Genomic DNA, 24,801 nt, shown 5'->3' on the forward strand with positions numbered 1-24,801 from the left:
GACCTCCCAGGTCATGACGACGGCGGGGGCAGGACGTCGACCCGCAGCGGCGCGCACAGCTCGATGAGCCACAGGAGGTCGACGCCGGTGGCGAAGGTCCGGCCGAACCCGTCATCGACCGCGAACGCGTCTCCGCAGCGGTCGCCGAAGAACACGTAGGCCCGGGCATCGTTGCACTGACGCGACATCCAGACGAGACCGTCGAGACCCGCCTCGTGCGCCGCCCTCGCCCAGGCCACGGTGCCGGCGTACCTGGACGCCGGGGACGACGTGACCTGGTCCGCGGTGACCCGGAGCCGGCGCAGCCCCAGTCCGTGCAGCATGGCCAGCCTCAGCCGCCGGGACACCACGATCCGGCTCATGACCTTCGACGCATAGTCGTCGTACCCGAGCAGGCCGCCGCCGATCGGGACGTCGTGGAGCAGCGTCTCGGCCACCGCTCCGTCCTGCGCGGCCGCGGCGTAGAGCACCGGCACGGTGCCCCCGGCCTCGTCCTCGAAGAAGGCGAACCGGGTCGGCGATCCCACGCCGGGGTTGAACTCGAGCGCGCCGCGGGTGTTGCTGTGCACGCGGTACAGCCGCTCACCCGCCTCGACGCGGGCGACGGCGGGGTCGAACACGTCCGGCGGCGCCGGTGTCACCACTCGACGCCCCACGCCCTCTCGGCGAGCGCGAGCACCTCGTCCGGGGTGGACCGGACCAGATCGACCGGACGCCTCCCGTCGAGGTAGGTGGTCGGCCCGCACAGCCACTGCACGATGCCCGTCTCGGACCGCTCGTGGCGCCTGGCGAGCTCGACCAGGGCCGCGATGACCGGCAGCGGCTGCCCGTCCTCCCCGAACTGGAACCCCGGGTAGAGGACGTGGCTGCCGCGCTTGATCGCCAGCAGCCGCCCCGCCTTGCGTGCCTGGGCCGCGAGATTGCGCGGTGCCCGGGAGCGCGAGCCGAGTCGCTGGCCCGCCTCGCCGGGGGTCAGCATCCCGAACTCCTCGGCCAGGCGGTCGTACAGGTTCTGCTCGGCCTGGACCGCCCGGGCCAGGGCGGGCTCGGCATAGGTCTCCACCGACGCGAGCGCGAAGCCCAGGGCACTGGCGCTCGCCCGGATGGTCCGGTCACTCCTGATGAGGTCGTCCACGGTCGTCATCGCCGCCCCCTTCCATGCATCTCGTGCACCATCAGGATAGCGCACGAACCGCACGCCCTGCCGCGTCCGACAGGTGCGCGGCGGCGAGATCGGCGACGGCGAAGTCACGGTCCCGCCGCCCGGAGTCGCCGTCCTCGTCGAACCAGGCGGCGGAGAGGCCGGCGAAGGCGACCACCCACCGCAGCAGGCGCTCACGCGGCAGACCGGACGCCGTGACGATCACGTCGAGCTGGCGGGCGAAGCGGGCGGGCTCCGCCGCGGTCGGCAGATCGGGGTTGGTCAGCAGGTTGGCGTAGTCGTAGCCGCGCTCGCCCGTGACGCATTTCGGGTCGATCGCCAGCCAGCTCCGAGCGCCGAAGTCGAGGACGTTGTCGTGATGCACGTCGCCGTGCAGCACCACCTCGTCGCGCGGGTCTGCGAGCAGCGCCTCGGCCGCCTCCCACGATCGTGCATACCGCGGGCCGTCCTCGCGGACCGCCGCGAGGGAGGCGAACCACTCCCGGAGGGGGACCAGGTCGGTCGCGGGCGCGCCAGGGCGGTTCCGGTGCAGGTGTGCGACGGTGTCGCACAGGATCCGGGTGGCCTCGTCGTCGCGGCCTCCCAGGGCCATGGCCATGAGATCGCCGTCGCCGGTCGCCCGCTCCATGAGGACGGTGTCGCCCTCGTGCGTGAACACCTCCGCGGCCCCGTCGCCGCCCCACCACCGCAGCACGGCGGCCCCGGCTCGCTCCTCGGGGGTGTTCGCGCGCTTGAGCATCGCAGGCCGGCCGTTCCACCGCACGGGGAGCAGGTCGCTGCCGGGCGTGGCCAACGGTGCCCCGTCGGCCGAGAGATCCCAGCGAGCAAGCACCTCCTGCCACGGATCGAGTGCCTGCCCGGCGCTCTCCCCTCCCGGGCCTGCGCTGTCGGGTGGCGCGTCAGCGAGGACGGCGCCGATCTCGCTCAGCCGCTGCGCGGCGTAGCCGGGGTCGATCAACGACTCGGGGGTGTGGATGCCTGGCCTCACGGGGTCTCCGCGGAGGCCGGCCAGGCGCTCGACGCCGAGGGCGATGCCGACGGCGGTGAGGGGTCGTTGGCCGTGGGGATGGATCAGGTAGCGGCTCAGGCGTCGTGACGTTCCGGTCGCGTCGGTTCCGGTCATGTCGATGCGGATCTCGATCGAGGCGGCCTTGCCGCGCCGACGGCTCGATGACTCACCGACGGCGAGGTCCACCCGGACATCAGGAGCTCCGGTCGCCAGCGCCAGACTCGGCACGTCGAGGATGGGGATGCTGTGCCCCGCCATCTGGGCGCCGTCGACGGCACGGACGTCGACCTGCGTGGTGTCGGCGCTCAGCCAGGTGAAGACGCCGTCGTGGCGCACCAGGCCCGCCGCGGTCACCGCCGACCAGCGCTCGAGATCGGCGGTCCCGGCCGGTCCGCCGGTGTCGGTCTCGTCCAGGATCAGCCCGAGCCGGATGCTGTCGATGCGGTCGAGGTCGCCGGCGACGTCCAGTGCCGCGAGCGTGGCGATCCCAGCGCAGAAATGGCTCGCCACCAGGATCGGTGCGGCGCTCGCCCGTTGGGCGCCGGCGACGACCTCGGGCCCGATGTCGAGCAGACCGCTCGAAATGCTCAGGTACGGCAGGCCGCGGTCCTGTGCGTACCTGAGGCCGTTGAGCCGGTCGTCCCACAAGGCCGCGACCACCGCCGAGTAGACAGCATCGTCGGGCAGCCCGAGGTCGCGGCGGCGCAGGTCGATCGTGACCGCCGTCGCCCCGCCGACCTCGCCGGCCACACGCTGCGCGCGATCAAGATCGCGGCCCGCGATCGTCAGCGGCACCGTCGGATGCCAGCGCCGCAACAGAGCGGCCGTGTCGGACCCGGCCTGGCCGGAGCCGCCAAGAATCAAGATGGATGGTCGCATCGTTGAGATCCTCTCCGCAGGTTTCACTACATTTTGTAACCTACTCAATGTAGCTATTGTGTCCCCATGGCGGGAGAGAAGGCTGCTCGGATGTCCAGGGCGGCGCGGCGCGAGCAGCTGCTCGACACCGCCTTGGCGATGGTGCGCAACCACGGCGCCGACCGCCTCACCCTCGTCACCCTCGCCGAGGCCGCAGGAGTGAGCAGGCCGATCGTCTACGACCACTTCGGCACCCGACCCGAGCTGCTCCTCGCCCTCTACCGGCGACTCGACGAGAAGCTCCGACGCACCGCCGAACAGGCCGCCCTCGCGGCAGCACCGGACAGGACGGAGCTCGCTCGCGTGCTGAGCGCCGCCTACTTCGCCTGCGCCACCGACATGCCCGAGTTCGACGCGATCTCAGCGGCCCTCAAAGGGAACCCCGAAGTCCTCGCGATCCAGCTGGCCATGCTGGACAGCTACCGCGACTGGATGGCCACCACCCTGCTGCCGTACTCGCATCTCACCGCCGTCGCGCTGCGGCTGCGCTGCGTCGCCGTCCTCGGTGCCGCGGAGACCCTGGGCGCCGAGCTCAATCGGGGCGCCATCACCGCCGACGACGCGGTCGAGGCACTCACCGATCTGATCGCCAGCAGCATCGCCGCCCGGCCGCCGGCGGGCGACGCCGGGCGGTGAATGAGCCCGGACGCGACGAAGCCCAGGCGAGGAGACCTACTCTCGCCTGGGCTTTTCTGTCGGGCTGACAGGATTTGAACCTGCGACCCCCTGACCCCCAGTCAGGTGCGCTACCAAGCTGCGCTACAGCCCGAAGCCCCGTTCGGCATCACCGCCGGAGCGAACGGAACACTACCGCAGCCGCCCGGGCTTCCCGAATCGGCCTCCGTGGAGTCGCTCAGGAGGTGCCGTAGACCGGCTCGGGGGCCGGTCCCGCGGCGAGCAGCTCACGGAGGGCGGGGCCGACCCGGTCGGCCTCCCAGCGGGTGCCGTTGTCGCGGGAGGCGCCATGGGCCCAGCCGTTCTCGACCGTGATGACCGACCCGTCGATCTCCACGACCCGGCCGGTGACGTCCCCGGCCTCCTCGGAGGCCAGCCAGGCCACGATCGGCGAGTTGTCCTCGGGCAGGGCCATGGCCGAGGTGTCGAAGGCACCCTCGGTCATCCGGGTCCGGGCCACGGGCGCGATCGCGTTCACGGTGACGCCGTACCGACCCATCTCGGCGGCGGCGACGAGGGTCAGGCCGGCGATGCCCGCCTTGGCCGCGGAGTACGTCGCCTGGCCGATCGAGCCCTGCAGGCCGGCGCCCGAGGAGGTGTTGATGACCCGGGCCGCGCGCTGGCGCCCCTCCTTGGCCTCGGCGCGCCAGTAGGCGCCGGCGTGCCGCAGGGGCGCGAAGTGGCCCTTCAGGTGGACGCGGACGACGGAGTCCCACTCCTCCTCGCTCGTGTTGACGAGCATCCGGTCGCGGACGAAGCCGGCGTTGTTGACGAGGATGTCGAGGCCGCCGTACACGTCGATCGCCTGGCGCACCATGGCCTCGGCGGCGGCGAAGTCCGCGACGTCGGCGCCGTTGACGACGGCCTCGCCGCCCATCGCCTCGATCTCGGCGACGACCTCATGGGCCGGCGTCTCGGTGGTGTCCTCGCCGGCGAGGGACACGCCGAAGTCGTTGACGACGACCCGGGCGCCGTGCCGCGCGAGCTCCAGGGCGTGGGCGCGTCCGATGCCTCGCCCGGCACCGGTCACGATGGCGACCCGCCCCTCCAGCAACCTGCTCACTTCGGTCTCCTCTACGACGTCGGGTGTCCACGCGGGCGCGGGACGGGACGTATGCTACCAAGCAAGTGCTTGGTATGGTGGCGCCATGACAGTCACCAGCGTGCTGCGGCCGGACGGCATCCGCGTCGTCACGATGAACGCTCCCCCGGTCAACGCCCTCACCGTGCAGGGGTGGTACGACGTGGCCGCCGCCCTCGACGAGGCGGGCGCCGATCTCGACACCAAGGTCGTGGTCCTGCGCGCGGAGGGCAAGGGCTTCAACGCCGGTGTCGACATCAAGGAGATGCAGCACACGACGGGCTTCGACGCCCTCCTCGGCGCCAACAAGGGCTGCTTCGCCGCCTTCAAGGCCGTCTACCAATGCGCGGTCCCCGTGGTGGCGGCCGTCAACGGCTTCTGCGTCGGCGGCGGCGTCGGCCTGGTCGGCAACGCCGACGTCATCGTGGCGAGCGAGGACGCCTACTTCGGCGTCCCCGAGGTCAACCAGGGCGCGCTCGGCGCCGCGACGCACATGGCGCGGCTGGTCCCGCAGCACATGATGCGCACCCTCTACTTCACCGCGCGCACCATCCCCGCCAAGGACCTGGTCCAGTTCGGCTCCGTCCTCGAGGTGGTCCCCCGCGACCGGCTCGACGACGCCGCCCTGAAGGTCGCCGGCGAGATCGCCGCCAAGGACACCCGGGTCATCCGCGCGGCCAAGGAGGCGCTCAACGGGATCGACCCGGTCGACGTCAACAAGTCCTACCGCTGGGAGCAGGGCTTCACCTTCGAGCTCAACCTGATGGGCGTCAGCGACGAGCTGCGCGATGACTTCGCCGGTACCGACAAGAGCAAGGGGGCTGCCCAGTGAGCCGCAAGCCGCGCGACAAGCGGATGAGCATCGACGAGGTGATCGGCAGCCTGGAGAGCGGGATGACGATCGGCATCGGCGGCTGGGGCCCGCGGCGCAAGCCGATGGCCCTGGTCCGCGCGCTCTACAACTCCGACCTCACCGACCTGACCATCGTCAGCTGGGGCGGCGCCGACGTCGGCCTCCTCGCCCGGGCGGGCAAGATCCGCCGGCTGGTCTACGCGTTCGTGTCCCTCGACTCGGTCCCCCTCGAGCCGAACTTCCAGCGCGCCCGCCAGGCCGCCCCCGAATCGGGGCTAGCGATCCCCGAGATCGTCGAGCTCGACGAGGGCATGTTCCAGACCGGACTCAAGGCCGCAGCCGAGCGGCTGCCGTTCCTGCCCATGCGCGCGGGCCTGGGCTCCGACGTCCTGGTCAACAACCCCTGGATCACGACCGTCACCAGCCCGTACGACGAGGGTCACGGTCACGAGGAGCTCGTCGCCGTCCCGGCGCTGCGGCTCGACGCCGCGCTGGTCCACCTCAACCGCGCCGACCCGCACGGCAACGCGTCCTACCTCGGGCCCGACCCGTACTTCGACGACCTCTTCGCGATGGCCGCCGACAGGACCTATGTCAGCGTCGAGCAGGTCGTCGACACCGCCGGCCTGACCGTCGACACGCCCGTCCAGCGGCTGCTGCTGAGCCGGATGATGGTGACCGGCGTCGTGGAGACGCCGAACGGCGCCCACTTCAGCACCTGCACGCCCGACTACGAGCGCGACGAGAGGTTCCAGCGCGCGTACGCCGCGGCCGCGTCCGGCTCCGACGAGGACTGGCAGGCGTTCCACGACCGCTTCCTGGCCGGCGACGAGGCGTCGTACCAGGCCGCCGTCCAGGCCTTCACCGAGGAGACGACCAAGTGAGCGGCAGCGACGGAGCGAGGAACGAGCTCAGCGGCGCTGGCCGCGAGCGCGGGAGTGGCGCGAGCGCAGCGAGCGCAGAACGCTCGATGAGTGACACCGAGTTCACACGTGCCGACGTCTGCGCCGCCGCGATCGCCGACGCCTTCAGCGAGGACGGCGAGATCTTCGCCAGCCCGATGGGCCTGCTGCCGACGCTCGGCGTCCGGCTGGCGAAGCTGACCTCGAACCCCGACCTGGTGATCAGCGACGGCGAGTCCGTCTTCCTCGGCGGCACCCCACCGCTGGGCGGCAAGGACGTGGTCGAGGGCTGGATCCCGTTCCGTCGGGTCTTCGACGTCGTCGCCTACGGCAAGCGGCACGTGATGATGGGCGCCACCCAGGTCGACCGACACGGCAACCAGAACATCTCCGCCATCGGCGACTTCGCCCGGCCCAAGCGCCAGCTGCTCGGCTCGCGCGGCGCTCCGGGCAACACGGTGAACAACCGGACGTCGTACTGGGTGCCCAAGCACTCGACCCGTGTCTTCGTCGAGCAGGTCGACATCGTCTCCGGCGTCGGCCCGTCGCGGGCCGCGGCGGCCGGCCCCGGCGCGGCACGGTTCAACGACATCCACCGCATCGTCAGCAACCTCGCGGTCTTCGACCTGGGCGGCGCCGGCGACACGGTGCGCCTGGTCTCGGTGCACCCGGGGGTGAGCGTGGCCGAGGTGGTCGAGGCGACCGGGTTCGCGCTCGACGCGCCCGCCGATGTCCCGACCACCCGCGAGCCGACCACCGAGGAGCTGCTCCTCATCCGCGAGATGATCGACCCGAAGGGCCTGCGGTTCAAGGAGGTCCCGGATGCGTGAGCAGCAGCTCCGGACCCCGTTCACCGACCTGGTCGGGGTCCCGCATCCCGTCGTGCAGACCGGGATGGGCTGGGTGTCGGGCCCCCGCCTGGTCTCCGGCACCGCGAACGCCGGCGGTCTCGGCATCCTGGCGTCCGCGACGATGACCTTCGCCGAGCTGGAGCAGGCCATCATCGAGGTCAAGGGCCGCACCGACCAGCCGTTCGGCGTCAACCTCCGCGCCGACGCCGCCGACGCGGGCGACCGCTGCCAGCTCCTCATCGACCACGGGGTGAAGGTCGCCTCCTTCGCGCTGGCGCCCAAGCCGGAGCTGATCGCCAAGCTCAAGGACCACGACATCGTCGTGATGCCCTCGATCGGCGCGGCCAAGCACGCGGTCAAGGTCGCCTCGTGGGGCGCCGACGCCGTGATGATCCAGGGCGGCGAGGGCGGCGGCCATACCGGCGCCGTCCCGACGACGCTGCTGCTGCCGACCGTGCTGGACGCCGTCGACATCCCGGTCATCGCTGCGGGCGGCTTCTACGACGGGCGCGGCCTCGCCGCGGCCCTGTCGTACGGCGCCGCCGGGGTCGGCATGGGCACCCGCTTCCTGCTGACCCGCGACTCCGCCGTCCCGGACGCCGTCAAGGAGCTCTACCTGTCGAAGGGGCTGGCCGACACGGTGGTCACAACCAAGGTCGACGGCATGCCCCACCGGATGCTCCGCACCGACCTCGTCGCATCGCTCGAAGAGACCTCGGCCGTGCGCCGACTCGGCCCGACGATGCGCCGCACGCTGGAGTTCAAGCGGTCGTCCGGGATGTCGTGGTCCGCCCTGCTCAAGGACGGCCGCGCGATGAAGAAGGCGCAGGGCCGCACCCTCGGCCAGATGGCCCTCGCCGCCAACACGCCGACCATGCTGCGGGCGGGCCTGGTCGAGGGCGACACGTCGGCCGGCGTCCTCGCCAGCGGACAGGTCGTCGGCGTGATCGACGACCTGCCGTCGTGCGAGGAGCTGATCGAGCGGATCGTCGTCCAGGCGGCCGACGAGCTGAAGCGCGCGTCGTCGTACCTGGTCTGATCGGGTGGTCGCGGACGCGGCCGGTCAGTCCGGTCGCGTCCTCGCCGTGTCCTGCTGGGTGCGCCGCTCGTGCAGCCGCTGCTCGGCGGCCGCCAGGAACTCCAGACAGGGCGCGTCGCTCGACGGGTGCTTCTCCCTGAGATGGAAGACCCAACGGTCCATCGCGGCCATGAACCCGTTGTCGGCGCCCGGGCGGTAGGCCGACCAGGGTCGGTGACCCTTCGCGATGCACTCGGTGCAGTTGATCTTGTAGACGAACTGCTCCTGCGCTCCGACCTCGATCCGGACCCGGGCCAGCGGGCCGGCCTGTGCGGCCGCCTTGCGCTCGCGAGCGGATCGGCTCGCCACCATGTGCACCCCTGAGGTCGTCGGAAGCGCCGAGCCTAGCCCCACCTGCAGGAACTGTCGGACCACTCCCCTAGGGTCGGTCAGGTGAGCCGCCGATGAGCAAGATGGACGCAGTCCGCGCGATGCGCGAAGCCCGGTACGCCGAGGCCCAGAAGCGGGCCGGCGGCAGCGCGGCGCCCCCGAAGCGGGCGAAGAAGGCGGCCAAGGCGGCGCCCGCCGCGCCCACGCCCGCCGCGGCGCAGCCTGACGACGCCGACAGCGCCGACGACGGCCTGTGCGGCCACCGCAACATGAGCGGCCGCACCTGCACCCGCGAGCGGGGACACGCCGCCAAGAGCCACCGCTACTCCTGACGACTCACAGGGACCGCTGGTAGGCCCACGCCCGGCCCATGACCCGGTAGGCGAGCACCTCGTTCACCTCGATCATCCTGTCGTTGGACTCGGCGTTCCAGGTGTCGATGGTCGCCAGCGCCGGCTCGGCGTCGCGCAGCCAGCGCAGCATGTCGGTCTTGAGCAGCAGACCGAGGCGGTGGCCGCGGTGCGCGCGCGTGACGGACGTGTCGTGCTGGTCACCCCACGTCGGCTCGGCCCGGGAGACGGCGACGACGGTCTGGGCAGCGAGCTCCCCGGTCGCGACATGGCGGGCGACGACCCGGTAGAGCCGGTCGCCGTGCGCCTCGACCGCGGTCTCGTAGGCCCGCATCCGCTCACCACTGAACACCTCGTCCTCGTAGTCGAGGTCATCGGTCGGTGCGTCGTTGATGGCGGACGCCATCTCGGCGAGCGCCTCGAGGCCGTCATCGGGCGTCGGGCCGAGGAGGCGCTCCAGGACGTACCCGGCCGCATGGGGCAGCGCCTCGTCGTAGCGACCGTCCAGGGCCGGCCAGTCGATCTCGGCGACGACCTGGCGGCGGTTGATCTCGGCGGACTTGCGGTCCAGGCCGTGCGCCTTGGCGAAGCCGTCGGCGGCCTCGGACTCCCACGCGTCGACCGCGATGCTGGTCCGGCCCGCGCTCCGGGCCTCGGCCTCGAGCCGGGCGAGCAGGACGGAACCGTGGCCCTGGCGCCGGTGGTCGGGGTGGACACCCAGCTCGAGCCAGGCCAGGTGCAGATTGTCGTACTCGCTGGTCGAGATCGCGGCCCAGCCGACGACCTCCTCCCCCACACGGGCGAGGAACGGCGTGCCGGGCTCACCGTCCCAGCCGTGGCGCCACCGGGCCTCGGCGATCGCGGTGGTCATCGGCCGCTCCCAGGGGGCGTCGAACGCGCCGATCGCGTTGACCAGGTCGGTCCAGGCGGCGAGGGCCGCAGTGTCGTCAGGGCCGAACGGATGGATCTCCATAGGAGCAGCATGCGGTGCGGGAGGCGACGGTTCCACTGGATATCCTGGCTGCGTGAACGAGACCTCGCCCGCCGGCCCCGGCAACGCAGGGACCTCGCGGCGGCGTCACCTGATGGATCCGAACGCTCCCCGCAAGGCACCGGACCCGAAGGACATCGAGCGGCTCCAGCGGGTGCAACGCCGAGTCATCTCGGTGCTGGTCATCACCACGATCCTGCACCTGTCGGTCGGCTTCGTCATCGCGGCCGACCACGTGGCCGACGACCGGACCGACGCCCGGGTCGGGCTCAACCTGATCGCCGCCGCGTTCATGGTCGGCGGCATCGCGGCGACACTGGCGATCAACGGCCGCTCCTGGAAGTCTCCCTGGCTGCTGCTCGGATTGGTGCCGGGCATCGTCGGGATCTGGTGGACCGTGCTCTGAGGCGCAGTCGTCCCGCGGCCGTCAGGCGGCGTAGGCCGCTCCGAGCACGACCGCCTGCTCGGCGAGCAGGTGGTATTCGGTCTGAGTGAGAGCGGTCGTGCCGGTGCCGGTGACGAGCCGGTACAGGCCGTGGGGCGTGCCCCAGACCCACCGGTCCGGCCCGAGCTGGAACACCGAGTAGCCGAGGTGGGTCTTGGCCCGATGGTGATGGCGTGCCAGCGGGGTGTCGTTGTGGTCGCCGGTCTGGCCGGGCGGACCATGGCTGTCGTAGGGCACGGTGTGGTCGTGGTCGGGTGGGCGACCGTGTCGGGTGAAGAGTCCGGTGGCGTGGGGGAACCTGTCGCCCAGGGCACGCAGCTCGGTGCGCCGTCTGACGTCGGTGGGGTGCTCGTAGCCGTTGACCGAGCGACCCGCATGGAGGTCGACGACCGGGGTGATCGTCACCGTCGCGTGGCGGGCGAGCAGGTCGCGGACCTGGTCGAGCAGTCGCGGACCGAGCCGCTCGACTCGGGCCACCGGACCGAGGTCGCCCTCACTGTCGTGGCCGAGATGGATGACGATCTCCGCGGCCGCCGCATGCTGCGCCGAGGCGTCGGGCCGCTCGCCCTCCTCGGTCGATGCGTCCTCGACGGCGCGGAGGAACGCCAGGACCGCGGCGGGGTCGGCGAGCATCGCGAACGCCTCGGCCCGCCAGTGATCCATGCCGGGCGACTCGTCGCCTTCGGGTACGTCGGGAGCGTGCGCGGCCAGCGCGACCGCGAGGTCCTCGACCATCCGGGCATGAGCGAGAGCATCGGCCTCGTCGATACGAGCGAACACCGCGGCGACACCTGCGGTGTCGTTGCCGGTGTTGTCGTCCTCGTCGACCTGCGAGCCCGGGCGGGGCTGGGGGTACCAGACGCCCTTAGTGTCCCGGTTGGTCTTGACCCGTGCGGCATGGGCGGCGGGGTCGGCTTCGATGACCTTGGCCTCGGCGACCGCGACGATCCGTGCGGGTGCTTCGTCCAACGTGGCCGCGACCGCCGTGTCGACGACCGAGGCCCGGTCGCGGTCGAGCCTGCGCGACATCCGGGCGACCCGGCGCACCACCCACACCTCACAGCGACCGGCCCGGACTCCGGCCCACACCGCCGGGAGGCGGTGACGCAGATCGAGGGCGTCGGCCAGCGCGTTGCGGGTGGCCAGCACGCCCTCGTGGCGCGCGATCGCCATCTCGACCAATGCGAGGTCCGCGACCTGCGGAGTCCCCTCACCGCCGAGGGTGACCAGACGGGGGCCGCCGCACCGGACCGGGACCGCACCTGGCTCGGCCTGGGGATCCCCGGCATGCAGGTCGGCCCAGGCCAACACCAGCTCCAGCTTGCGGACCTCAAGGAGCCGACCATCCCGGACCCCGACCTGCGCCGCATGGAGCAACTGCTCCGCCGTGGCGTCCGCGAGGTCCGAGATCATGCCCCGATTCTACCCGAACACCCGTTCGAACACCCCGGTTCTCCACAGTGCTGATCTGAGGGCTGCTCGAACGGCCGCGCGCGGGACCTGCCGTCAGCCCTCGGCGACGTAGCCGTGGGTGACCGCCTCGACGTTGTTGCCGTCGAGATCGCGGACGAAGACGCCGTAGTACCCGGGGTGGTACTCCGGGAACGGACGCGGCGCGTGCAGCACCTCGGCGCCGGCGGCGACCGCGGCGTCGTGGAAGGCGTGAATGGCGGCGACGTCGGCGGCCTTGAACGCGACGTGGACCTCGCGCTGGGCCTCCGGCATGTCGTCGTAGGTGCTCAGCCAGAACGCGGGGTCGCCCTCGACGCCGTAGCCGCAGGCCACACCGAAATCCATGACCCGCGCATAGCCGAGCGGGGCGAGGACGGAGTCGTAGAAGGACTTGGACGCTTCGAGGTCGGCGCAGTTGATGCCGAGGTGATCGATCATGGACACATCGAAGCACCGGCCTCCGACAGCGCTCGCGTGCCACTCAGGACGGACCCCTCCCGGCCGATGGGGAGACCATGCGGCAGACGGCACGTGAGGTGCATCCCGGCGTGCTGCAGCCCGTCGCCCTCACCCTGCGGCCCACCACCGGCGGCCCGACGGCCGTGTCGACCAAGGTGCTCGATCTGGAACCCCAGCCCGACGGCTCGACCCGGCTCGTCGTCGCGCCGCCGGCCGGCCTGGACCCACGCGAGCACCACCTCGACGGCACGGTGGCCTGGACGTACCCGCTCGGGCGGATGGAGTGCCCGGTGACCACGCGCCCGGCGCGCCGTGCGTACGGCGACGTCTGGTTGTTGTGCCCCAGCGCTCCGGCGACCCGGCTCCAGCAGCGGGCGTACTTCCGCGCACGCGTGGCCGTCCCGGTGCTCCTCCGCTGGGAGAGGCAGGAGGCCGAGGAGCCGACCGAGCTGCCCGGCGTCGTCCTCGACCTCAGCGAGGGTGGCCTGCTGGCCACCGTCCGCACCCCGCCGCCGCCGGTCGGCAGCCCGGTCGAGGCGACGGTCCGCATCGACGGCGACGACCTCGTCCAGCCGGCCGCCGTCGTGCGGCACGTCCGCTTCGCGAGCGGCGGGCTCGGCGTCGCCGTCGCGTTCGCGGACCCGACCGTGCACGGCGACCGGATCCGGCGGCTGGCGTTCGAGACCGAGCGGCGCCGACGTCACCGCGGCTAGGTACAGCTAACTCAGGTCAGAGCCGCTCGATGATCGTCACGTTCGCCTGCCCACCGCCCTCGCACATGGTCTGCAGCCCGTAGCGCCCGCCCGTGCGCTCCAGCTCGCTGAGCAGGGTGGTCATCAGCCGGGCGCCGGTCGCGCCGATCGGATGACCCAGCGCGATGCCGCCGCCGTTGACGTTGACCTTCTCGTGCGGCGCGCCGATCTCCTTCATCCACGCGAGCGCGACGGAGGCGAACGCCTCGTTGCACTCGAAGACGTCGATGTCGTCGATGGTCATGCCGGCCTTCGCCAGCGCGTGCTTCGTCGCGGGGATCGGGCCGGTCAGCATCCACACCGGGTCGTCGCCGCGGACCGAGAGGTGCACGATCCGGGCCCGCGGCGTGAGCCCGTGCTCGCGCACCGCCTGCTCGGAGGCGACCAGGATCGCGGCCGAGCCGTCGCAGATCTGCGAGGCGACGCCGGCGGTGATCCGCCCGCCCGGGGCGAGCGGCTCGAGGCCGGCCATCTTCTCGAGCGAGGTGTCGCGCGGGCACTGGTCGGTGTCGACGACGGTGCCGTCCTCGAGGACGTACGGCGCGATCTCGGCTCGGAACCTCCCGGCGTCGATAGCGGCCCGGGCGCGCTCGTGCGACGCCAGGGCGAAGCGCTCCATGTCCTCGCGCGAGATGTCCCACTTCTCCGCGATCATCTCGGCGGAGCGGAACTGGCTGACCTCCTGGTCGCCGTACCTCTTCAGCCAGCCCGGCGACTCGGCGAACGGCGTGGAGAAGCCGTACTGCTGGCCCACCAGCATCGCCGCGGAGATCGGGATCGCGCTCATGTTCTGCACGCCGCCCGCGACCACCAGGTCCTGGGTGCCGGACATGACGCCCTGCGCGGCGAAGTGCACGGCCTGCTGCGAGGAGCCGCACTGGCGGTCGATCGTGACGCCGGGGACGTGGTCGGGCAGGCCCGCGACCAGCCACGCCGTCCGGGCGATGTCGCCGGCCTGCGAGCCGATGGTGTCGCAGCAGCCGAGGATCACGTCGTCCACGGCGCCGGCGTCGATCCCGGTGCGCTCGACGAGCGCACCGAGGGAGTGGGCGGCCAGGTCGGCGGAGTGGACGCCGGCCAGCGCGCCGCCGCGCTTGCCCACGGCGGTGCGGACCGCGTCGATGATGAAGGCCTCGGCCATGACAGGTCTCCTTGTGCTGGTAGGGGGCTCAGGCGTGCTGGCTGCTGACGGAGATGACCTCGCCGGTGAGGTACGACGAGTAGTCGCTGGCGAGGAAGACCATCACGTTCGCGACCTCCCAGGGCGCGGCCGCGCGGCCGAACGCCTCGCGCTGCTTGAGCTCGGCGAGCAGCTCCGGCGAGGTGACCTTCTCCAGGAACGGATGCATGGCGAGGCTGGGTGAGACGGCGTTGACCCGGATGCCGTGCGGCGCGAGGTCGAGGGCGGAGCAGCGGGTGAGCGCCATGACACCGGCCTTCGCCGCGGCGTAGTGGGCCTGGCCCTCCTGGGCGCGCCAGCCGATCACGGAGGCGTTGTTGACGATGACCCCCTTCCGCCCGGACGCCGCGAACCGCTGACCGACGGCGCGGGTGACCCGCATCGTGCCGGTCAGGGTGATGTCGATGACCCGGTTCCAGGTCTCGTCGGTGACCTCGAGGATCGAGTCGGTGCCGCCGAGGCCGGCGTTGTTGATCATCACGTCGACCCCGCCGAGCTCGTCGGCCGCGTCGAGGAGCGCCTGGACGTCCTCCTCCTTGGTCACGTCGCAGACCAGCTGGCGGACCCGCTCGGCGCCGAACTCGGCAGCCAACGCCTCCTCGGCCTCCTGCAGGCGGCGGGCGTGGGTGTCGCTGAACACGACCGCCTTCGCACCCTCCTCCAGGGCCCGTCGCACGACCGCGGCACCGATGCCCGCACCGGCGGCCGCGGTCACGACGACCACCTTGCCGCCGAGCAGGTCGTGGCCCGGGACGTAGTCGGGCGTGGGCTGCTCGGGTCGCATGGCGGTCATCCGCGAGGCTCCTTCGGTAGGCCGAGCACCCGCTCGGCGAGGATGTTGCGCTGGATCTCGTCGCTGCCGCCGTAGATCGTGTCGGCGCGGGAGAAGAGGAAAAGTCGCTGGTGGTCGTCGAGGTCGTACGGCGTCGCGGACTCGCGCGCGAGCATGCCCTCGCACCCGGCGACGTCCATCGCCACCTCACCCAGCGTCCGGTGCCAGCGGGCCCAGGCGAGCTTGAAGATCGAGCCCGCGCCCCCGCCGGCGGCGGAGTCCTGGCCACCGTCGACCAGCGCCAGCGCCCGCAGGGCGTAGCTGCGGATCACGGCGAGCTCGGCCTTGAGGGCGGCGAGCCGGTCGCGCACGACCGGGTCGTCGATGGCGCCGTTCTCCTTGGCCCGGGCCACGACGCTGTCGAGCTCACGGGCGAAGCCCACGGTCTGGCCGAGCGTGGAGACGCCGCGCTCGAAGCCGAGGAGACCCATCGCCACGCCCCAGCCGCGGCCGGGCTCGCCCACGACGAGGTCGCCCGCCGTCCGGGCGCCGGTGAAGAACACCTCGTTGAACTCCGAGCCGCCGGTCAGCTGCTCGATCGGGCGCACCTCGACGCCGTCCTGGCGCAGCGGCACGAGCAGGAAGGACAGGCCCTGATGGCGCTGCGAGCCCGCCTCGGTGCGGGCGACCACGAAGCACCAGTCGGACAGGTGCGCCAGCGAGGTCCACACCTTCTGCCCGTCGATCACCCACGCCCCGGTGGCGTCGTCGAGGCGAGCCCGGGTCTGGACGTTGGCGAGGTCGGAGCCGGCACCCGGCTCGGAGTAGCCCTGCGCCCACAGCTCGCGGACCGCGACGATCTCCGGCAGGAACCGCTGCTGCTGCTCGGGCGTGCCGAAAGCGATGAGGGTCGGACCGAGCAGCTGCTCGCCGAGATGGTTGACGCCGGCGGGCGCGTTCGCCCGGGCGTACTCCTCGTGGAAGATCACCTGCTGCCACAGGGAGAGCCCGCGGCCGCCGTGCTCGACCGGCCAGCCGACCGCGGTCCAGCCGTGCTCGGCGAGGTGCCGGTTCCAGGCCAGCCGCTCGTCGTGGGCCTCGTGCTCGCGGCCCGGGCCGCCCAGACCGCGCAGCGGGGCCCACTCGCCGGCGAGGTGGTCACCCAGCCACTCCCGGATCTCGGCGCGGAACGCACGGTCCTCCGGGCCCTCGGTCAGGTTCATGGCTGGTACCCTACCAAGCAAATGCTTGGTTAGGGCACGGCCCCCGCCTACATTTCTCCTACGCCGACCGTCACGCCGATGAGGAAACACGAACTGACATGGATCTCCACCTGAGCGAGTCCGAGTCGGCCTTCCAGGCCGAGGCCTGGGCCTGGCTGGCCGCCAACGTGCCCGCCGAGCCGCTGCCGTCCCTCGACACCCCGGACGGCTTCCGGCTCCACCAGGAGTGGGAGGCCAGGCTCGCCGCCGCCCGCTGGTCGGTCGTGTCCTGGCCCGCGGCGTACCACGGTCGCGACGCGTCACTGGTCGAGTGGGTGGTCTTCGAGGAGGAGTACTACCGGGCCGGCGCTCCGCTGCGCGTCTCGCAGAACGGGATCTTCCTACTCGCGCCGATCATCTTCGAGCACGGCACCCCCGAGCAGCAGGACCGGTTCCTGCCCACGATGGCGACCGGTGAGCGGATCTGGGCGCAGTGCTGGAGCGAGCCCGAGGCCGGCTCCGACCTCGCCTCGCTGCGGTCCACAGCGCGCCGCGACGACGCGCGCGGCGGCTGGGTCCTCAACGGCCAGAAGATCTGGTGCTCGCGCGCGGCCCTCGCCCACTGGGGGTTCGGCCTGTTCCGCAGCGACCCGGAGGCCCAGAAGCATGCCGGGCTCACCTACTTCCTGTTCCCGCTCGACGCCGACGGAGTCACGGTCCGCCCGATCGCGCAGCTCGACGGCGAGGCCGGCTTCGCCGAGGTCTTCTTCGACGACGTCTTCGTCCCCGACGCCGACGTGCTCGGCGCGCCCGGCGACGGCTGGCGGGTCGCGATGAGCACCGCGGGCAACGAGCGCGGCCTCTCGCTGCGCTCCCCCGGCCGCTTCACCGCCGCGGCCGACCGCCTGCTGGCGCTGTACGACGAGCGGCCCGATCCTCGCGTCGCCGACCGCGTGGTCGACGCCTGGCTCAAGGCCGAGGCCTACCGCCTGTACACGTGGGGCACGGTGACGAGGCTGCGCGAAGGCGGCGACATCGGCGCGGCCGGCTCGGTCAACAAGGTCTGGTGGAGCGAGCTCGACGTGGCTCTCCACGAGACCGCCCTCGATCTGCTCGGTGCCGACGCCGAGCTCGCGTCGGCCTGGCTCGACGGCTACACCTTCTCGTTGTCCGGGCCGATCTACGCCGGCACCAACGAGATCCAGCGCAACATCATCGCGGAGCGGATCCTCGGACTCCCGCGCGAGCCGAAGGGAGCCCAGCGATGAGGTTCGAGCTCACCACCGACCAGCAGGACTTCGCCGGGTCGCTGGAGGCGCTTCTCGCCGCCGCCGACACCGTCGCCGTCGCCCGGGCCTGGGCCGCGGGCGACCATGCGCCCGGCCTGCGGCTGTGGCAGCGTCTCGCCGACCAGGGCGTGACGGCCCTGCTCGTCCCCGAGGACGCCGACGGCATGGGCGCGACGCCGGTCGAGCTGGCGGTCGCCTTCGAGGCACTCGGCCGCCACGCCGTCCCCGGCCCCTGGGTCGAGGCCGCGGCCTATCTCGCCACCGAGCTGTCCGGCGAGGCCCGGGCCGCCGTCGCCGCGGGCCGCGTCGTGACCGTCGCCGTCCCGCCCCACACGCCCTACGCCCTCGACGCCGACGCCGCGGAGATCGTCTATCTCGCCGGCAGCGACGGCGTGCGTACGGCGAGCGCGGGCGAGCCCCGGACGTCGGTGGACCGGACCCGGCGGCTGTTCCCGGTCACCCCCGGACCGGTGCACGACACGGCCGACCGCGCCCAGGAGGCCTTCGACCTCGCCGTGCTCGCGACCTCCGCCCAGCTGCTCGGCGCCGGGGAGCGGGTGCTGGCCGACGCGGTGACCTATGTCAAGCAGCGCAAGCAGTTCGGCCGCGAGATCGGCTCCTACCAGGCGATCAAGCACAAGCTCGCCGACGTGCGGATCGCCCTCGACTTCGCCCGGCCGCTGGTGTCCGGAGCGGCACTCGACCCGACCCCTCGCGCGGTGTCCGCGGCGAAGGTCGCCTGCTCCGACGCCGCCTATCTCGCCTCGCGCACCGGGCTGCAGGTGCACGGCGCGATCGGCTACACCGAGGAGTTCGACCTGAGCATCTGGATCACCCGGATCCGGGCGCTCGTCACCGCCTGGGGCACGCCCGCCTTCCACCGGGCCCGGATCCTCGAGACGCTGCGGAGCGCCTGATGCACTTCGAGCTGAGCGAGGAGCAGGCCGAGCTGGCGGCGACCGTGCGCGGCCTGCTCGACAAGCGGGCCGACTCGGCCGCGGTGCGTGCGGCGTCGGTCTCGGAGACCGGCCACGACGAGGCCCTGTGGGCGATGCTGTGCGACCAGATCGGGGTCGCGGCGCTCGCCGTGCCGGAGGAGTACGACGGCGTCGGAGCGAGCTTCTTCGAGACCGCCGTGGTGCTCGAGGAGCTCGGTCGCACGCTCGCCCCGAGTCCGCTCCTGGCGACCGCCGTCGCCACCGAGGCGCTGCTCGCCGGCGGCACCGAGGAGGCGAAGGGACGACTGCTCCCCCGGCTCGCGGCCGGGGAGATCGGCACCGTGGCCCTCGACGAGGGTCCGCTCCTCGACGGCGACCGGGCCGCGGTGGTCCTCGCGGTCCGCGGCGACGACCTGGTCGAGGTGAGCGGCGCGCGTGCCACCTGGGTCGAGTCGATGGACCAGAGCATCCGGCTGGCCCGGCTGGACCTGGCCGGCGCTCAGCTCACCGCGGTCGGCGACGGCGCCGCCGCCCGGGCCCGGGCGGAGCTGGTCGGCAGCGCCGCCGCGACCGCGCTCGCGGTGGGCCTCGCCGACCGCGCCCTGCGGATGACCGTCGACTACAGCAAGGAGCGGGTGCAGTTCGGGCGTCCGATCGGCTCCTTCCAGGCGCTCAAACACCGCCTGGCCGACCTGCTGGCACGGGTCGAGATGTCCCGCTCCGCCGGGTGGGCCGCCGCCTACGCCCTGGCCGACCCGGCCTCGGACGTCGAGGAGGCCGCGTTCCTGACCCACGCCGCGGCGTCGTACGCGCTCGAGACGGCGACACTCGCGGCGAGCGAGTGCATCCAGCTGCACGGCGGCATCGCGATCACCTGGGAGCACGACGCCCATCTGGTGTTCAAGCGGGCGCACGCACTCGGGCAGCTGTACGGCGCGCCGCACCGGCACCGGGCGGCCATCGGGCTCTGAGCCTGGATGAGGGACCGATCGCCGGCTCAGCCCACCGGGCTGGTGCAGCGCGTGCCGGCGACCACCGCCGGCGCCCGGTCCAGCGGCAGCGGGCACGGCAGCACCGTCACCGCGACCGGCTTGCTGTGCTTCCTGCGCTTCTTCACCTTCACGCGGTACCACCGGGTCCCCGGCGGGCCCGCCTCGGTGACGACCGCGCCCCCACCGCGCGTGCGCAGTGTCGCGATCCGCTGCCAGGGCCCGGCCGGAGCCGTCCGGACCTGGAGCACGACCTTGCGCACCCGCCGGGTGCTGGCCACCAGCTGGTAGCTCTCGCCGAAGCCCACCGTGCTCGCCGTCGCGGCCAGCCGGACACGCTGCTTGCGCCCCTTCTTCGGGCGGCCGTCCAGGAGGCGTGCCGCCACCGGCCCGCCGGCGGTGCGCGCCGCCGCGAGCAGAGCCTCGATGGACGCGTCGAAGGGGGTCGCCAGCAGCACCGAGCGTCCCTCGATGAGCCGCGAGGTGACCGCCCAGATGAAGCCGGTGTCGGCGCTCGCCATCCGCAGGAACCACGGCCCGCCGCTGGACCCCTGGTTCATCGGGCAGGACAGCTGTGCGTCGCTGCTCTGCGGCAGTGGGGTCGACGGCCCGGTGCACTCGTGCCGGGACTGCCCGTCGTACGGCGCCTCGGCGGGCCAGCCCACGATCCGCACCCCGTCCTCCCGGGCGGGGTAGTTCCACGCCAGCCCGTTGCCGCCGACCACGTCGACGAGATTGCGCCCGTTCAGGGGTGCGACCGCGATCATCGCCTGGTCGCGGGCGAACGCGTCGCACTGCTGGATCCACTCGCTGTGCGTCACCGCGTGGGTGCCGACCCAGGAGCCGTAGGGCGCCGCGCGGTGGTCGTAGCCGGGGACGAAGAGGAAGTTGGTGAAGTAGCTGCCGGCGCGACAGCTCCCGAGGAAGCCCGACACGCCGCCGGAGTTCACGCAGTGTCCGGCGGTCACGACGAGATTGCGCTCCGGCGTGTTGATCGCAGCAGCCGAGCAGACATAGGTCGAGGCGCCCTGGCTGAAGAAGAGCTTGCCGGTGCTGCGTGGACTCGGGTCGGCCGCGCGCCGCCCGGCCGCCGCCGGTGCCGCCGGTGCCGCCGGTGCCGCGAGCGGTGTCCCCGCCGGGTCGAGGTCGAGCGGCACGGCCTCCCGCATCCGCTTCGCGGTCCAGAAGGCGCGGACCCCACCGGGAGCGAGCGGCTGCACCACCGGCGCCGGTGGCGTCGGTGGCGTCGGTGGCGTGGAGTCCGCCCCCGCCGCAGGAGTCGCCGCGGGCAGGCCGGTGGCCAGCCCGGCGACCAGGGCGGCCGCGACGGCGACCGTCCCGAGCGACCTGCGCATCCTCATCGATCCCCCGACCGGTGTGTCGTCCTCGATCAGGGGCTCAACGTGCCGGAGTGGGGCAGGTCACGACTCGGTGGTGCGGTAGCGGCCCTTGAAGTAGAGCAGCGGCTCGACGACGGCGGCGTCGTCGGCGTGGGCCTCGAGGTGCTCGACCCTGCCGACCACGATGAAGTGGTCTCCGCCCTCGTAGACCGCATGGATCGTGCAGTCGAGGTGCGCGAGCGTCCCCGCGATGACCGGCGAGCCGGTGGCCGTCGCGGGTGTCCAGTCGATGCCGGCGAACTTGTCGGCGCCCTTGGTCGCCATCTGCCCGGAGACATGCTCCTGGTCGGCCGCGAGGATATTGACGCAGAACCGCCCGGCACGATGGATCAGCGGCCACGCGCGCGACGAGCGGGCGGGGATGAAGGTCACCAGGGGCGGGTCGAGGGAGACGCTCGAGAAGGACTGGCAGGTCAGGCCCACCGGCTCGCCGTCGCTCATCGTCGTGATGACGGCGATGCCGGAGGCGAAGCAGCCGAGCACATCGCGGAACCGGCGCGCCGCGGCCTGGGCCTCGGGGTCGTCGTGGACCGCGACCTCCTCGCCCGGTCGCAGCTCGAAGTCGACCTCGGCGTCACCCAGCCAGGACTGGATCAGCTCGGGGTGCGGCCAGGTCGCCCGCGCGTCGGGGCTGATCCCGTCGGGGATCGCGTCCCCGGACGGGTCCTGGTTCTCTGCCGGCACGGCTCCCACGGTAGTGACCCCCATCGTGACGTCCCTCAGTGCCCGCCGCTGAAGTCGTGACCCCAGTACGACACCGCCGTGGACTCGCGCGCGACCCAGCGGTCGTCGTCGACGGTCATCCCCTCGGTGCCGAACTCGACGTCGAAGCCGCCGGGCGACTTGACGTAGAACGAGATCATCTCGTCGTTCATGTGCCGTCCGAGGGTCGCCGACAGCGGTGCCTTGTGCTTGCGGACCCGCTCCAGCGCGCGGCCGACGTGGTCGAGCTCGTCGACCTCGAGCATCACGTGCACGCACTTGCTCGGGTTGGGCATCGGCAGGAACGCCAGCGAGTGGTGGCGCGGGTTGACGCCGAGGAAGCGCAGCCAGACCTTGCTGCCCGGCTCCTTGCCGACGAACTCGCCCGGCATGCTCATCGAGTCGCGCAGCCGGAAGCCGAGCACCTCGGTGTAGAAGCGCAGCGCCTCGACGTCGTCGAGCACCGGGACGACGATGTGGCCCATGCCCTGGTCGCCGGTCACGAACGTGGCGGCGTACGGCGTGACGACGGGCCGCGCCTCGTAGGTGATGCCGTGGAAGAGCTCGAAGACGTTGTCCCAGGGATCGCGGAACCGGATCAGCTCCTGCACCCTGCGCTCGTCGAGCTCCTCCCGGGTGCCCTCCTCGAACTCGACGCCGGCCTTCTGCAGGTGCTCGCGGGCGGCCTGCAGGGCCTGGTGGTCGGCCAGCTCCCAGCCGGTGCAGTCGAGCTGGTCGACATCGCTGGGGAACACGACCACGCGCGCCGAGACCTCGTCGACGCGCCAGTACTGGTGCTCCGGGTTCGGTCCGCGCCCCTCGGCCAGGCCGAGGACCTTCCCGGCGAAGGTCTTCCAGGCGTCCAGGTCGGTGCTCGCGACCCGGATGTAGCCCATGGACTTGATGTCGATCGACATCAGGAGCGCTCCTTGTGACGGTTGAGGAAGTTGACGGTGATCTCGCGGAACTCGTCGGCGGCCTCGATCTGGGCCCAGTGGCCGCAGTTCGGGAAGACGTGGAGCTGGGCCTTGGGGATCAGCTTGAGCGCCGCGAACGCGCCGTCGAGCGGGTTGACCCGGTCCTCGCGGCCCCAGGTCAGCAGGGTGTGCTTGCGCAGCCGGTGCGCCTCGCGCCAGAGCATGCCGTCCTCGGCGGTCTCCGGGTTCCAGAACGACATGCCCATCGAGCGCATCGCGTCCTGCGCGCCGGGCGCGGTGGCGTCGGCGAAGCGCTCCTCGACGAGCTCGTCGGTGACCAGGGCCTGGTTGACGACCATGCTGGAGATGAAGGCGCGCAGCGACTCACGACTGGGATCGGCGCCGAAGTCCATCAGCCGCTGCACGCCCTCGGTCGGGTCGGCGTGGAAGAGGTTGAGCGAGAGCCCACCGGGACCCATGAGCACCAGCCGGCCCACCCGGTCGGGATAGGTCAGCGCGAGCCGCATCGCCGTACCGCCCCCGAGGCTGTTGCCGAGCAGGTGCACCTTCTCGATGCCGAGCTCGTCGAGCAGCGCGACGACCGCGTCGGCCGCGAACCGGTAGAAGTTGCCCACCACCGGCGGCTTGTCCGACCCGCCGAAGCCCGGCTGGTCGACCAGGATCGTGCGGTAGTGCGCCGCGAAGCCCTCGAGCGCCGGGCCGAAGTTCGACCAGGACGACGCGCCGGGCCCGCCGCCGTGCAGCATCACCAGCGGCAGCCGGCCCTCGCCGGTGCCCGCCTCGTAGTAGTTGAGCGTGATCTCGCCGGTCGCCTCGGTCTTGACCTGCGCCGAGCGGCGGGTGGCCTCCTTGAACCGTGCCAGTTCTTGGCGACCCATCAGTACATCCCCGGGTCGACCTTGTGACCGAACTGCTGCGCGCCGTACATCTGCAGCGCGCGCTCGGGGTCGTTGGCCGCGTGCACCCGGCCAGCGTGGGCGTCGCGCCACGCCCGCTGGAGGTAGGTGCCCTCGGCGAGCGCCCGGCCTCCCGACGCCTCGAAGAGGGCATCGATCGCCTCGATCGACCGCGCGGTGCCGAGCACCTGGTCGCGACGCACCCGCAGCCGCAGCTCGAGCGGGATCTGCTCGCCGCGGGCGACGTGCGCCTGCTCCTCGCGGATGTTGCTCATGACCAGCGCCCACGCGGCGTCGATCTCGGACGACGAGCGCGCGATCCGGACCGCGGCGAAGGGGTCGAGCGACGCCTTCTCGCCGAGGTACGCCGCGCGGACCCGCTTCTGCTGCATCTCGACGTGCTCGGCGTACGCGCCCTTGGCCATGCCGATGATCGGCGTGGCGATGGTCGAGGTGAAGATCGAGTGGAACGGCAGCTTGTAGAGGTCGCTGGTGTTGACCGCCTGGCCCGGGCCCTTGCACTGGCCGGTCTCCCCCATCGAGAGCGTGAACTCCTCGGGGATGAAGGTCTCCTCGACGACGATATCGTTGGAGCCGGTGCCGCGCAGCCCGACGACGTTCCAGACATCGACGACCTGGTACTTCTCCCGCGGCACCATGAAGGTGCGGAAGTCCACGACCTGGCCCTCGGCGTTGAACACGAGACCGCCGAGCAGCACCCAGGCGCAGTGGTCGGAGCCTGAGGAGAAGCTCCACTTGCCCGAGAGCGTGAAGCCGCCGTCGGTCACGACCGCCTTGCCCGTCGGCGCGTAGGACGACGAGAGCCGGACGCTCCCGTCGTCCCCCCACACGGCCTGCTGGGCCTTGTCGTCGAAGAGCGCCACCTGCCACGGGTGGACGCCGACCACGCTGGACACCCAGCCGGTCGAGCCGTCGGCTGAGGCGATGTCGCGCACCGCCGTGTAGAAGGCGACCGGGTCGGCCTCCATGCCGCCGTACCGCTTCGGCTGGAGCAGGCGGAAGAAGCCGGTCTCCTCGAGCTCCTTGATCGAGGCGTCCGGGATCACCCGGAGCCGGTCCCCCTCCTCCGCCCGCTCGCGGAAGGTCGGGAGGAGGTCACGCACGCCGTCGAGGACGGCGGTCACCTCGGGGGCGAAGTCCTGGTTCATGGGAGCTCCTGTGTCTGC

27 protein-coding genes and 1 tRNA gene are annotated in these 24,801 nt (G+C 72.2%); 11 read left to right on the forward strand and 17 right to left on the reverse strand.

What is annotated here, in order from left to right:
• Positions 1-11: 11 nt before the first annotated feature.
• The 3 genes from QJ852_14365 to QJ852_14375 are packed head-to-tail and all read right to left on the reverse strand — an operon-like array spanning position 12 to position 3,050.
• Positions 12-641, reverse strand: coding sequence for an RES family NAD+ phosphorylase (locus QJ852_14365; protein ID WGX94338.1), 630 nt, complete (start codon positions 639-641; stop codon positions 12-14).
• Entirely contained in the window at positions 638-1,144 is a 507-nt protein-coding gene (locus QJ852_14370) for a hypothetical protein (GenBank protein ID WGX94339.1), read from the reverse strand. Before QJ852_14370 ends, QJ852_14365 begins: the two co-directional genes overlap by 4 nt.
• A gap of 31 nt (positions 1,145-1,175) precedes the next feature.
• Entirely contained in the window at positions 1,176-3,050 is a 1,875-nt protein-coding gene (locus tag QJ852_14375; GenBank protein WGX94340.1) for an aminoglycoside phosphotransferase family protein, read from the reverse strand.
• A gap of 90 nt (positions 3,051-3,140) precedes the next feature.
• On the opposite strand from QJ852_14375, the gene QJ852_14380 reads away from it, so the two are divergent.
• Complete coding sequence (locus tag QJ852_14380; GenBank protein WGX94341.1) at positions 3,141-3,725, forward strand: TetR/AcrR family transcriptional regulator; 585 nt, start codon at positions 3,141-3,143, stop codon at positions 3,723-3,725.
• Positions 3,726-3,784: 59 nt separating this feature from the next.
• Here QJ852_14380 and QJ852_14385 read toward each other — a convergent pair.
• Positions 3,785-3,858 (reverse strand) — tRNA-Pro (locus QJ852_14385).
• Between the two features lie 84 nt (positions 3,859-3,942).
• Positions 3,943-4,827: an SDR family oxidoreductase gene (locus tag QJ852_14390; protein ID WGX94342.1), complete on the reverse strand. Its 885-nt coding sequence runs from the start codon at positions 4,825-4,827 to the stop codon at positions 3,943-3,945.
• 85 nt (positions 4,828-4,912) lie between these two features.
• Here QJ852_14390 and QJ852_14395 point away from each other — a divergent pair, with 85 nt between their 5' ends.
• From QJ852_14395 to QJ852_14410, 4 genes are all read left to right on the forward strand, one after another.
• Complete coding sequence (locus QJ852_14395) at positions 4,913-5,677, forward strand: enoyl-CoA hydratase family protein (GenBank protein WGX94343.1); 765 nt, start codon at positions 4,913-4,915, stop codon at positions 5,675-5,677.
• On the forward strand, positions 5,674-6,582 hold the full coding sequence (locus tag QJ852_14400; GenBank protein ID WGX94344.1) for a CoA-transferase: 909 nt from the start codon (positions 5,674-5,676) through the stop codon (positions 6,580-6,582). The genes QJ852_14395 and QJ852_14400 overlap by 4 nt, the downstream gene beginning before the upstream one ends.
• An 86-nt stretch (positions 6,583-6,668) precedes the next feature.
• Entirely contained in the window at positions 6,669-7,430 is a 762-nt protein-coding gene (locus QJ852_14405) for a CoA-transferase (GenBank protein WGX94345.1), read from the forward strand.
• A complete protein-coding gene (locus tag QJ852_14410) occupies positions 7,423-8,490 on the forward strand; it encodes a nitronate monooxygenase (protein WGX94346.1) in 1,068 nt (355 codons plus the stop codon). The genes QJ852_14405 and QJ852_14410 overlap by 8 nt, the downstream gene beginning before the upstream one ends.
• Before the next feature lie 24 nt (positions 8,491-8,514).
• Here the strand turns inward: QJ852_14410 and QJ852_14415 are convergent, their stop codons facing one another.
• Positions 8,515-8,841 carry a hypothetical protein gene (locus tag QJ852_14415; protein ID WGX94347.1) on the reverse strand — a complete coding sequence of 109 codons (327 nt, stop codon included), beginning with the start codon at positions 8,839-8,841 and terminating at the stop codon, positions 8,515-8,517.
• A 92-nt stretch (positions 8,842-8,933) separates the two neighbouring features.
• Here QJ852_14415 and QJ852_14420 point away from each other — a divergent pair, with 92 nt between their 5' ends.
• Positions 8,934-9,191 carry a hypothetical protein gene (locus QJ852_14420; GenBank protein WGX94348.1) on the forward strand — a complete coding sequence of 86 codons (258 nt, stop codon included), beginning with the start codon at positions 8,934-8,936 and terminating at the stop codon, positions 9,189-9,191.
• 4 nt (positions 9,192-9,195) lie between these two features.
• Here the strand turns inward: QJ852_14420 and QJ852_14425 are convergent, their stop codons facing one another.
• The gene (locus QJ852_14425; protein WGX94349.1) at positions 9,196-10,182 is read right to left on the reverse strand and encodes a GNAT family N-acetyltransferase; all 987 of its coding nucleotides are present in this window, start codon (positions 10,180-10,182) and stop codon (positions 9,196-9,198) included.
• Positions 10,183-10,234: 52 nt separating this feature from the next.
• Between QJ852_14425 and QJ852_14430 the strand changes: the two genes are divergently transcribed.
• The gene (locus QJ852_14430) at positions 10,235-10,606 is read left to right on the forward strand and encodes a hypothetical protein (protein WGX94350.1); all 372 of its coding nucleotides are present in this window, start codon (positions 10,235-10,237) and stop codon (positions 10,604-10,606) included.
• A gap of 21 nt (positions 10,607-10,627) precedes the next feature.
• On the opposite strand, the gene QJ852_14435 is transcribed toward QJ852_14430, so the two are convergent.
• Both QJ852_14435 and QJ852_14440 read right to left on the reverse strand, forming a co-directional pair.
• Positions 10,628-12,058, reverse strand: coding sequence for a hypothetical protein (locus tag QJ852_14435; GenBank protein ID WGX94351.1), 1,431 nt, complete (start codon positions 12,056-12,058; stop codon positions 10,628-10,630).
• Between the two features lie 93 nt (positions 12,059-12,151).
• A complete protein-coding gene (locus QJ852_14440) occupies positions 12,152-12,535 on the reverse strand; it encodes a VOC family protein (GenBank protein WGX94352.1) in 384 nt (127 codons plus the stop codon).
• 77 nt (positions 12,536-12,612) lie between these two features.
• On the opposite strand from QJ852_14440, the gene QJ852_14445 reads away from it, so the two are divergent.
• Entirely contained in the window at positions 12,613-13,269 is a 657-nt protein-coding gene (locus tag QJ852_14445) for a PilZ domain-containing protein (protein WGX94353.1), read from the forward strand.
• 16 nt (positions 13,270-13,285) lie between these two features.
• Here QJ852_14445 and QJ852_14450 read toward each other — a convergent pair whose 3' ends face one another.
• The 3 genes from QJ852_14450 to QJ852_14460 are packed head-to-tail and all read right to left on the reverse strand — an operon-like array spanning position 13,286 to position 16,483.
• A complete protein-coding gene (locus QJ852_14450) occupies positions 13,286-14,449 on the reverse strand; it encodes an acetyl-CoA C-acetyltransferase (protein WGX94354.1) in 1,164 nt (387 codons plus the stop codon).
• A 28-nt stretch (positions 14,450-14,477) separates the two neighbouring features.
• The gene (locus QJ852_14455; GenBank protein WGX94355.1) at positions 14,478-15,281 is read right to left on the reverse strand and encodes an SDR family oxidoreductase; all 804 of its coding nucleotides are present in this window, start codon (positions 15,279-15,281) and stop codon (positions 14,478-14,480) included.
• Entirely contained in the window at positions 15,278-16,483 is a 1,206-nt protein-coding gene (locus tag QJ852_14460) for an acyl-CoA dehydrogenase family protein (GenBank protein WGX94356.1), read from the reverse strand. The genes QJ852_14455 and QJ852_14460 overlap by 4 nt, the downstream gene beginning before the upstream one ends.
• Before the next feature lie 98 nt (positions 16,484-16,581).
• Here QJ852_14460 and QJ852_14465 point away from each other — a divergent pair, with 98 nt between their 5' ends.
• The 3 genes from QJ852_14465 to QJ852_14475 are packed head-to-tail and all read left to right on the forward strand — an operon-like array spanning position 16,582 to position 19,660.
• Positions 16,582-17,730, forward strand: coding sequence for an acyl-CoA dehydrogenase family protein (locus QJ852_14465; GenBank protein WGX94357.1), 1,149 nt, complete (start codon positions 16,582-16,584; stop codon positions 17,728-17,730).
• A complete protein-coding gene (locus QJ852_14470; GenBank protein ID WGX94358.1) occupies positions 17,727-18,668 on the forward strand; it encodes an acyl-CoA dehydrogenase family protein in 942 nt (313 codons plus the stop codon). Before QJ852_14465 ends, QJ852_14470 begins: the two co-directional genes overlap by 4 nt.
• Positions 18,668-19,660: an acyl-CoA dehydrogenase family protein gene (locus tag QJ852_14475; protein ID WGX94359.1), complete on the forward strand. Its 993-nt coding sequence runs from the start codon at positions 18,668-18,670 to the stop codon at positions 19,658-19,660. The genes QJ852_14470 and QJ852_14475 overlap by 1 nt, the downstream gene beginning before the upstream one ends.
• A 26-nt stretch (positions 19,661-19,686) precedes the next feature.
• Here QJ852_14475 and QJ852_14480 read toward each other — a convergent pair whose 3' ends face one another.
• The 5 genes from QJ852_14480 to QJ852_14500 form a co-directional block, all read right to left on the reverse strand.
• Complete coding sequence (locus QJ852_14480) at positions 19,687-21,033, reverse strand: hypothetical protein (protein ID WGX94360.1); 1,347 nt, start codon at positions 21,031-21,033, stop codon at positions 19,687-19,689.
• 66 nt (positions 21,034-21,099) lie between these two features.
• Positions 21,100-21,762 carry a flavin reductase family protein gene (locus tag QJ852_14485; protein ID WGX94361.1) on the reverse strand — a complete coding sequence of 221 codons (663 nt, stop codon included), beginning with the start codon at positions 21,760-21,762 and terminating at the stop codon, positions 21,100-21,102.
• A 35-nt stretch (positions 21,763-21,797) separates the two neighbouring features.
• Entirely contained in the window at positions 21,798-22,697 is a 900-nt protein-coding gene (locus tag QJ852_14490; protein WGX94362.1) for a VOC family protein, read from the reverse strand.
• A complete protein-coding gene (locus QJ852_14495) occupies positions 22,697-23,596 on the reverse strand; it encodes an alpha/beta fold hydrolase (protein ID WGX94363.1) in 900 nt (299 codons plus the stop codon). Before QJ852_14495 ends, QJ852_14490 begins: the two co-directional genes overlap by 1 nt.
• Entirely contained in the window at positions 23,596-24,783 is a 1,188-nt protein-coding gene (locus tag QJ852_14500) for a flavin-dependent monooxygenase (protein WGX94364.1), read from the reverse strand. The genes QJ852_14495 and QJ852_14500 overlap by 1 nt, the downstream gene beginning before the upstream one ends.
• Positions 24,784-24,801 lie beyond the last annotated feature (18 nt).

Origin of the sequence: Nocardioides sp. L-11A (assembly GCA_029961745.1) — a bacterium.
Classification (GTDB): domain Bacteria; phylum Actinomycetota; class Actinomycetes; order Propionibacteriales; family Nocardioidaceae; genus Nocardioides.

What these genes read in the sequence shown, in the direction of transcription:
- QJ852_14370 (WGX94339.1), bottom strand. Translation starts at nt 1,144, where the DNA reads ATGACGACCGTGGACGACCTCATCAGGAGTGACCGGACCATCCGGGCG.
- QJ852_14375 (WGX94340.1), bottom strand. Translation starts at nt 3,050, where the DNA reads ATGCGACCATCCATCTTGATTCTTGGCGGCTCCGGCCAGGCCGGGTCC.
- QJ852_14380 (WGX94341.1), top strand. Translation starts at nt 3,141, where the DNA reads ATGTCCAGGGCGGCGCGGCGCGAGCAGCTGCTCGACACCGCCTTGGCG.
- QJ852_14395 (WGX94343.1), top strand. Translation starts at nt 4,913, where the DNA reads ATGACAGTCACCAGCGTGCTGCGGCCGGACGGCATCCGCGTCGTCACG.
- QJ852_14405 (WGX94345.1), top strand. Translation starts at nt 6,669, where the DNA reads ATGAGTGACACCGAGTTCACACGTGCCGACGTCTGCGCCGCCGCGATC.
- QJ852_14410 (WGX94346.1), top strand. Translation starts at nt 7,423, where the DNA reads ATGCGTGAGCAGCAGCTCCGGACCCCGTTCACCGACCTGGTCGGGGTC.
- QJ852_14415 (WGX94347.1), bottom strand. Translation starts at nt 8,841, where the DNA reads ATGGTGGCGAGCCGATCCGCTCGCGAGCGCAAGGCGGCCGCACAGGCC.
- QJ852_14420 (WGX94348.1), top strand. Translation starts at nt 8,934, where the DNA reads ATGAGCAAGATGGACGCAGTCCGCGCGATGCGCGAAGCCCGGTACGCC.
- QJ852_14425 (WGX94349.1), bottom strand. Translation starts at nt 10,182, where the DNA reads ATGGAGATCCATCCGTTCGGCCCTGACGACACTGCGGCCCTCGCCGCC.
- QJ852_14435 (WGX94351.1), bottom strand. Translation starts at nt 12,058, where the DNA reads ATGATCTCGGACCTCGCGGACGCCACGGCGGAGCAGTTGCTCCATGCG.
- QJ852_14440 (WGX94352.1), bottom strand. Translation starts at nt 12,535, where the DNA reads ATGATCGATCACCTCGGCATCAACTGCGCCGACCTCGAAGCGTCCAAG.
- QJ852_14445 (WGX94353.1), top strand. Translation starts at nt 12,613, where the DNA reads ATGCGGCAGACGGCACGTGAGGTGCATCCCGGCGTGCTGCAGCCCGTC.
- QJ852_14450 (WGX94354.1), bottom strand. Translation starts at nt 14,449, where the DNA reads ATGGCCGAGGCCTTCATCATCGACGCGGTCCGCACCGCCGTGGGCAAG.
- QJ852_14455 (WGX94355.1), bottom strand. Translation starts at nt 15,281, where the DNA reads ATGACCGCCATGCGACCCGAGCAGCCCACGCCCGACTACGTCCCGGGC.
- QJ852_14460 (WGX94356.1), bottom strand. Translation starts at nt 16,483, where the DNA reads ATGAACCTGACCGAGGGCCCGGAGGACCGTGCGTTCCGCGCCGAGATC.
- QJ852_14465 (WGX94357.1), top strand. Translation starts at nt 16,582, where the DNA reads ATGGATCTCCACCTGAGCGAGTCCGAGTCGGCCTTCCAGGCCGAGGCC.
- QJ852_14470 (WGX94358.1), top strand. Translation starts at nt 17,727, where the DNA reads ATGAGGTTCGAGCTCACCACCGACCAGCAGGACTTCGCCGGGTCGCTG.
- QJ852_14475 (WGX94359.1), top strand. Translation starts at nt 18,668, where the DNA reads ATGCACTTCGAGCTGAGCGAGGAGCAGGCCGAGCTGGCGGCGACCGTG.
- QJ852_14480 (WGX94360.1), bottom strand. Translation starts at nt 21,033, where the DNA reads ATGCGCAGGTCGCTCGGGACGGTCGCCGTCGCGGCCGCCCTGGTCGCC.
- QJ852_14490 (WGX94362.1), bottom strand. Translation starts at nt 22,697, where the DNA reads ATGTCGATCGACATCAAGTCCATGGGCTACATCCGGGTCGCGAGCACC.
- QJ852_14495 (WGX94363.1), bottom strand. Translation starts at nt 23,596, where the DNA reads ATGGGTCGCCAAGAACTGGCACGGTTCAAGGAGGCCACCCGCCGCTCG.
- QJ852_14500 (WGX94364.1), bottom strand. Translation starts at nt 24,783, where the DNA reads ATGAACCAGGACTTCGCCCCCGAGGTGACCGCCGTCCTCGACGGCGTG.